The following is a 6,274-nucleotide window of genomic DNA, read 5'->3' on the forward strand; positions in this document are numbered from 1 at the left end:
TCGCGGAAGACGATGAAGCGATACGGAACCTCACCGTGCGCATACTGCAAAGGTATGGATATTCGGTGGTCGCCGCGGAGGACGGCGAAGACGCCCTTGTCAAATTCGGACAATACAAGGGCAGAATAGACCTCATCCTCCTCGATGTGATCATGCCCAAAAAAAACGGCAAAGCCGTATATGACGAGCTGAAGGAAACCTCACCGGACATAAAAGTCCTCTTCATGAGCGGCTACACGGCCGACATCATCCACAAAAAGGGTGTTTTCCAGGAAGATATAAACTTTCTTTTCAAGCCGATCACCCCCGACACGCTCCTGCTGAAAGTAAGAGACGTGCTGGACGGGTAGGTAATAGCTTCGTATGAAATCGACGAAAATCGATCGTCTTGTTTCATTTTCAATTTATGGCACCCTCACTCGTCGAGACGGAGCCGCCAAACCGCTCCCTTTCTCCCGCGGGCTTTCCCCGGCATCCATATTATCAGTTTAATAGTGCCGGCTCGAGTGGCCGTTGAATCGGACCAACAGTAGTCAACGGTCGTCTGAGTGAACAAATCCAAGTTATCACTCCCCAACCAACGGTACAATCTTCGTCGTCCTCTTGACGCAATCAGACGGGAATGATTTTATTGAATGAAAGGAAAATGATGGAGTGCGCCGGGCGCGGGCTTCAAATGCAGAGGACAGACCGTTCATGATAGGTGACTATGGACCTCGATATCGGCAGCGACCTTAAGGATGTGGAGACGGCGGTACGGGAGTTTTGCGAGAAAGAGCTGGACCAGGAGCACCTCCATCTCTTGGAGGACGGGCATAGTTATCCTCGCGAGCTTTACGCGCGGATCGGCGAGCTTGGATTTATCGGTGTAGGATTTGCCGAAGAGATCGGCGGCTCCGGCTATGGCGCCATGGGCCACGTGGTCGCCGTAAGCCGGATGTGCCGGCGCCTGCCCGGCATGGGCATGGCCCTGAGCCTCGGCTACATCCCCGGCTTTGTGGTTGACCTGTTCGGTACCCCTGAGCAGCGCGAGAGATATGTCCGGCCCATGATAGAGGGCAGATATATCTCCGCCATAAGCGTCACCGAGCCCGACAGCGGGAGCGACATAGGGAGCATGAAGACGACCCTCGAAGAGAGAGACGGCCATTTTTCAATCACCGGCTCGAAAGTTTTCACCACCAACGCGGGCTACGCCGATTTCTACACCCTCCTCGCGAAGGACGCCAACGGCCTCACTGCCCTTGTCTTCGATAAAGAGACGATCGACGCGAACGGTCCCGGACGCTTCGAGATCAACGACCTCGGAAGGAAGATGGGGATCAACACCACCACATCGGGAGAACTCGTCTTCAGCGACTTCCGCATTCCCAAGGATTCAATAGTCGGCGCCCGCGGCAAAGGCACGAGAATGGTGCTCGACGGGTTCGAGCTCGGCAGGATCGTGATCGCGGCACAGGCATTCGGCAGCATGCTCTACGGCTACGAGAGGGCCGTGGAACATGGAAAGAAACGAAAGCAGTTCGGCAAGGCAATCATCAAATTTCAATCCATCGAGCACGAGCTCGTGGATATGTATGTGGAAATCGAAAAATGCCGCGCCCTTCTTTACAGAGCGGCATGGCTCTACGACAGGAAAGATCCGGAGTCGAAAAAATACTCGTCCATGGTCAAGCTCACCATACCGGAAAGCGCGATCCGGATATTGAATCAATCGATCGATATCCTCGGGGGCTACGGCTATATGCGGGACCAGGGGCTCGAGGGGGCGCTGAGGGACGTGAGGATCACCTCCATTTACGAGGGCACTGGAAAAATCCAGAAGAACGGTATCGCGCGGCTGCTCTATTGATCCGCCCCACTCACGGAAAATCTTTTGATTGGGTAAGAGGGCTTTCGCTCCCTTCCCTTACACTTTGAACATCTGCACCGTTTTTTCGAGGTCCTCCGCGAGGCTTGAAAGTCCGGCGGCTGCGTCGGTGATTTCCGTGGAGGAGGTTCGGGTCTCTTTCGTCACATCCGAAATATTATTAATGTCTTTCGCGATTTCATCAGTGGTGGCGCTCATCTCCTCGATAGAGCTCGCAGTCTGCTGGACACTGTCATAGAGGCTGTCAATGCTGCTGATGATATCCTTAAGCGCGTCCTGGGCCTGGGAAGAAAAAAGGACGCCTGATTCAACATTGCCTTTTACCTGGTCCATGGAGCTGACCGTCTTCTCCACGCCGTCCTTGACTGTGGTGATCATGCTCCCTATCTCGGTGGTCGAGGAAGTCGTCCTTTCCGCGAGTTTCTTTACCTCGTCGGCCACGACGGCAAACCCCCTCCCGTGTTCTCCTGCCCGGGCCGCCTCGATCGCCGCGTTCAAGGCGAGAAGGTTCGTCTGGTCCGCGATGTCATTTATAGTGATCACGATATTTCCGATCCTGTCCGATTCCTGCCCCAGTTTTCTCACGAATTCCGAGACGGTGTCTACCGTCTCGGCGATCAGGTTCACCTCCCGGATGGCATTCTGAACGATATCCTGACCACCTTTCGCGATTTTTACCGTCTCTCCCGCTGATTCGGCGATCGTATTCGAGTTTTTCGCGATGTCGTCCGTGGCCTGGCTCATCTGGGTTGAGGCGGTGGCGACCTGGGTGGCCATGTCAACCTGGTGCGCCGCGCCGCTCGAAAGACTATTGGCAGAGGCACTGAGCTGCGCACTCGCGGACGCCACGCTGGCAGCGGATGTCTTCATCTCCCCGAGTATTTTGGCGATGTTGCTATTCATGGCATGCATAGACCTGGCAAAAACGCCCATCTCGTCTTTACGATCCAAAGCCTTCGGGGAAACGGGAATTGAAAAGTTTCCCTGGGCCATAAGGTCGATATGGGCCGATGACCGCTCGACAGGAATGGTGATGCTCGTGGTGATGGTTCGGGAAAGCACGATACTTATCAGGACCGTGAAAGCCCCCAACACAATGAAAAGGAGCCGTCCCATAGAGGCACTCTTTTTTGCCGCGTCGTACCGGAACTGGGTCCGTCCTATGTTGTATTGCGTTACCGCGTCGGCTGCCCTGGTGTAGCTTTCAACCGATTTCTTCGATTCTATATATTTTTCCATGGCCTCCTTGGTACTTCCGGAGGATGCGAGATCGATTATCCTGCCGGTCTCGGCCTGTCCTTTTTGCGCCTGCTCCCTGACCGCTGCAATGAGGGCCTTTCCCTCGTCGTTTATCTCCAGGCGCTCAAGCTTCTCTATGGCATGGGTGTATTTTGCCCTCTTTTCATCCATTTTTTTCACGATTTCCCCCCGGTTCGCGCTGTTCTCGTTGGAGACGAAGTCTCCCACAAGGGAGGATATATCTGCAAGACAGGCCCTTATGTCGGTCGAAAGGATAATCTTTGCATTGTTGACTTGCACGATACGATCGAGCTGGCTGTATATCTTATTGATAAAAATTAGACCCGTGATTACGATCAACACCATGAGCACCACGGTGATTCCGAATCCTGTCATCAGTCTTTTGCCTATCTTGACGTCGGTGAAAAGTTTCATGCTGCGCCTCCTGAAGGAATTGATATGTGGCTTTAGTAATGACAGAAGGACGAGGTAGTCCCTTCGGCCACAGTCTGTCGAACGTCCATACTCTTTCATATCATGTGATGGTGCGGTGCCATGATGGACAAAAGACGGAAGGGGTGCTCCCTACATCCTGTCCCGTCTAGTGTTGCTCTTCTTCAGTTTTCGTCACATCGGGAATAGACTTAAATAGTTTTCTTATTTTTCCGGGCGAACCGGCGGATCGAGGCCGACGGCCTTAATTTCTTTCGTTTCTCCGGCTTTTTTGCTAGAATTAAAGATCGGCGGAGATTAGCTATCGAATTGGCCAACCTGTCGGCCCGAAATAATGGGTATCGATGCTCGCGGTCCGGCATAAACGGAATTCCTGAAGGAGAGAGTATGATAATAGGCGAGGTTCAGAAGGGAACGGACAAGATCATGGTAACGGTGAAGGAGTTCAAGGGTAAAACCTATGTGGACATCCGTACCTTTTTTGAAAACGACCAGGGCGAAATGGTGCCCACGAAAAAAGGTGTTTCTCTCACGCCGGAAAATCTGGATGATATCCTCACCCTCCTCCAGGAAGCAAAGAAGGTGATGAAAGAAGGGAAGATAACGGATTAACGAGAATTGAAAACGAGATGATACGAAATATTCTTGTATCCATTATAATGGGTGCGTTCTTTGTCGGGTGCACGACCTTTACCCACCCCGGCAAAGACCCGAAAGAATTTGCCGGTGACCGAAAATCCTGCGAGCAGTACGTGGCGGATAACCCCGGCCCCAATGCCACATGCGAAAAGGACAGCGCCGTCTGCGCCACGTGCGAAGACGTAAAACGCTGCCTTGAGCAGAAAGGCTGGAAGAGGGTCCGGTAAAAAGGACCCCCCTCTTCGACATCCCTTTATTGTTTCAGCTTTTTCACCAGGGTCGCGACCCTGTTCCCCAATTTACGGGCATTGCCGGCAGTCTTCTCATCCGGCGACCCCGTGCATGCCACCCCATAATGGCCCGTTGCATCGAGCGGGTCCCCGACGATTATCATACCGTAGATGAGGAGGGCCTGGATGATCGATATGAGGGTCGTCTCCTTTCCCCCCGTAGGATCGCCCCCTGTGGCAAAAGCAGCGCCCACCTTATCCCCCATATTCTTCCGGACCACCACGAGCCGGTCGAAAAGGTCTTTCAAAGGGGCCGCCATAGATCCGAAGTAGACGGGAGATCCGGCGATAATCCCGTCGGCGGCAAGAAAGTCCTCTTTCGTCACCTCCGCCGCCGCCTTCACGATGCACTCAACCCCTTTCACCTCTTTGACTCCCTGAGCCACTTCCTCAGCCAACTTCTTCGTATTCCCCGACCGGGTGTAATATGTAACGAGTACCTGCATGGTGACCTCCTTTGTGAAGCGTGTGAAGCGTTCATGCGTGTAAAGCGTGTGATGCGTTAAGGGCGAAACGAAAACCGTCAATCGGAGAGAGACAAACCTCCGGTTGCTCCTTTTCACGTCTTCCGCCTTTAATCCTTTAACGCATCATACGCTTTACACGCTTCACACCCATCACACCGCTTCTTCATTCCTCAACCACGTAAATCTCCGGCAGATTCCTGTACTGCTCTGCATAGTCTATTCCATATCCGACGACGAAGCCGTCTGCTATTAACGGGGCTCACGTCGCCCCCTCCACGGGCTTAGCCCGCGAAGCCTCCCCCTCGCGCTCGCGGTGCGAGCTACGTCCCGAATGAAGGCCTCACTCTTCCACCACATAAATCTCGGGTAAATTCCTATATTGTTCCGCATAATCGATTCCATATCCCACGACAAAGCCATCCTCCATGGTGAATCCCACGTAATCGCCCTCTATCTCTATCTCCCTCCTCGCGCGCTTGTCGAGGAGGGCGCAGATTTTTATCGATTTCGGATTTCTTTTTTGGAGCATGCCCCTTACCTCGGTGAGGGTGAGGCCCGAGTCGATGATATCCTCTACGATCACCACGTTTTGGCCCGTGATGTCCTCCTCCAGGTCTTTGGTGATGGTGATGGTCCCTTTCGAGGTCGTGCCGTTGCCGTAGGAGGAGACGCGCATGAAATCTACTTTTGAGGGAACGGCGGCGGAGCGCACGAGATCGGAAGTGAACATGAATGAGCCTTTCAGGAGGCAGACGAATATGACTGTCTCGCCATCGTAATCCTTCTCTATCAGGGCACCGAGCCGTTTTACCGCTTCTTCGATTTCTTCCTTTGAATATAGTTTCTTGAGCACCTTTTTCTCCTAGAGGGCATATGTGAAGACGAGGATCTCCGGCTCCTTCGGCAGGCTCCCCTTATTGATATCGATTTCCGGTGTGCCCGCGTTCCTGACCCGTTCTTTCCCTTTTGTAAATTCCTCCACCGGCGCGATAGGGAAATCGCACTTCGGGGTCTTGAAGTGCATGGGGACGGTGATGGCGGCCTTCACGTCGGCAGCGACCGTGGTTGCCTCCTTTGGATCGATGGTAAAATATCCTCCCACGGGCAGAAAAAGGATATCTACCGCGCCCAGCTTCTCAATCTCGGTTTTTGAGAGGGTGTGACCCAGGTCCCCCAGATGGGCCAGTCGAAGCCCGTCGGCCTCGATCACGAAGAGAAGGTTTTTCCCCCTCTCGCTCCCCTTCGAGGAATCGTGATAGGAGGTCAGCGCCGATATCTTGACGCCCTTTGCCTCATGTGTCCCCGCGCTGCCGATG

8 protein-coding genes are annotated in these 6,274 nt (G+C 53.6%); 4 read left to right on the plus strand and 4 right to left on the minus strand.

Features of this window, described 5'->3' with window-relative positions; translation table 11 throughout:
* Both VGJ94_02150 and VGJ94_02155 read left to right on the plus strand, forming a co-directional pair.
* The coding region (locus VGJ94_02150; GenBank protein HEY3275395.1) for a response regulator at positions 1-350 on the plus strand (350 nt) is incomplete at its 5' end.
* 359 nt (positions 351-709) lie between these two features.
* Complete coding sequence (locus tag VGJ94_02155; protein HEY3275396.1) at positions 710-1,852, plus strand: acyl-CoA dehydrogenase family protein; 1,143 nt, start codon at positions 710-712, stop codon at positions 1,850-1,852.
* Positions 1,853-1,909: 57 nt separating this feature from the next.
* Here the strand turns inward: VGJ94_02155 and VGJ94_02160 are convergent, their stop codons facing one another.
* On the minus strand, positions 1,910-3,544 hold the full coding sequence (locus tag VGJ94_02160) for a methyl-accepting chemotaxis protein (protein HEY3275397.1): 1,635 nt from the start codon (positions 3,542-3,544) through the stop codon (positions 1,910-1,912).
* A 405-nt stretch (positions 3,545-3,949) separates the two neighbouring features.
* On the opposite strand from VGJ94_02160, the gene VGJ94_02165 reads away from it, so the two are divergent.
* Both VGJ94_02165 and VGJ94_02170 read left to right on the plus strand, forming a co-directional pair.
* Positions 3,950-4,174: a transcriptional coactivator p15/PC4 family protein gene (locus VGJ94_02165; GenBank protein HEY3275398.1), complete on the plus strand. Its 225-nt coding sequence runs from the start codon at positions 3,950-3,952 to the stop codon at positions 4,172-4,174.
* 17 nt (positions 4,175-4,191) lie between these two features.
* Complete coding sequence (locus tag VGJ94_02170; GenBank protein HEY3275399.1) at positions 4,192-4,428, plus strand: hypothetical protein; 237 nt, start codon at positions 4,192-4,194, stop codon at positions 4,426-4,428.
* Between the two features lie 26 nt (positions 4,429-4,454).
* Here the strand turns inward: VGJ94_02170 and VGJ94_02175 are convergent, their stop codons facing one another.
* From VGJ94_02175 to VGJ94_02185, 3 genes are all read right to left on the minus strand, one after another.
* Positions 4,455-4,937 (minus strand): NAD(P)H-dependent oxidoreductase, encoded by a 483-nt coding sequence (locus VGJ94_02175; protein HEY3275400.1) that lies wholly within the window; start codon positions 4,935-4,937, stop codon positions 4,455-4,457.
* A gap of 361 nt (positions 4,938-5,298) precedes the next feature.
* Positions 5,299-5,811, minus strand: coding sequence for a hypoxanthine phosphoribosyltransferase (gene hpt, locus VGJ94_02180; GenBank protein HEY3275401.1), 513 nt, complete (start codon positions 5,809-5,811; stop codon positions 5,299-5,301).
* Between the two features lie 9 nt (positions 5,812-5,820).
* A partial coding sequence (locus tag VGJ94_02185; GenBank protein HEY3275402.1) for an MBL fold metallo-hydrolase occupies positions 5,821-6,274 on the minus strand: 454 nt, incomplete at its 5' end.

The organism is Syntrophorhabdaceae bacterium, assembly GCA_036504895.1.
In the GTDB taxonomy this organism is placed as follows: Bacteria; Desulfobacterota; Syntrophorhabdia; order Syntrophorhabdales; family Syntrophorhabdaceae; genus PNOM01.

Bases quoted from the DNA above. Each gene is read 5' to 3' on its own strand.
- VGJ94_02155 (HEY3275396.1), top strand. From the start codon at position 710: ATGGACCTCGATATCGGCAGCGACCTTAAGGATGTGGAGACGGCGGTA.
- VGJ94_02160 (HEY3275397.1), bottom strand. From the start codon at position 3,544: ATGAAACTTTTCACCGACGTCAAGATAGGCAAAAGACTGATGACAGGA.
- VGJ94_02165 (HEY3275398.1), top strand. From the start codon at position 3,950: ATGATAATAGGCGAGGTTCAGAAGGGAACGGACAAGATCATGGTAACG.
- VGJ94_02170 (HEY3275399.1), top strand. From the start codon at position 4,192: ATGATACGAAATATTCTTGTATCCATTATAATGGGTGCGTTCTTTGTC.
- VGJ94_02175 (HEY3275400.1), bottom strand. From the start codon at position 4,937: ATGCAGGTACTCGTTACATATTACACCCGGTCGGGGAATACGAAGAAG.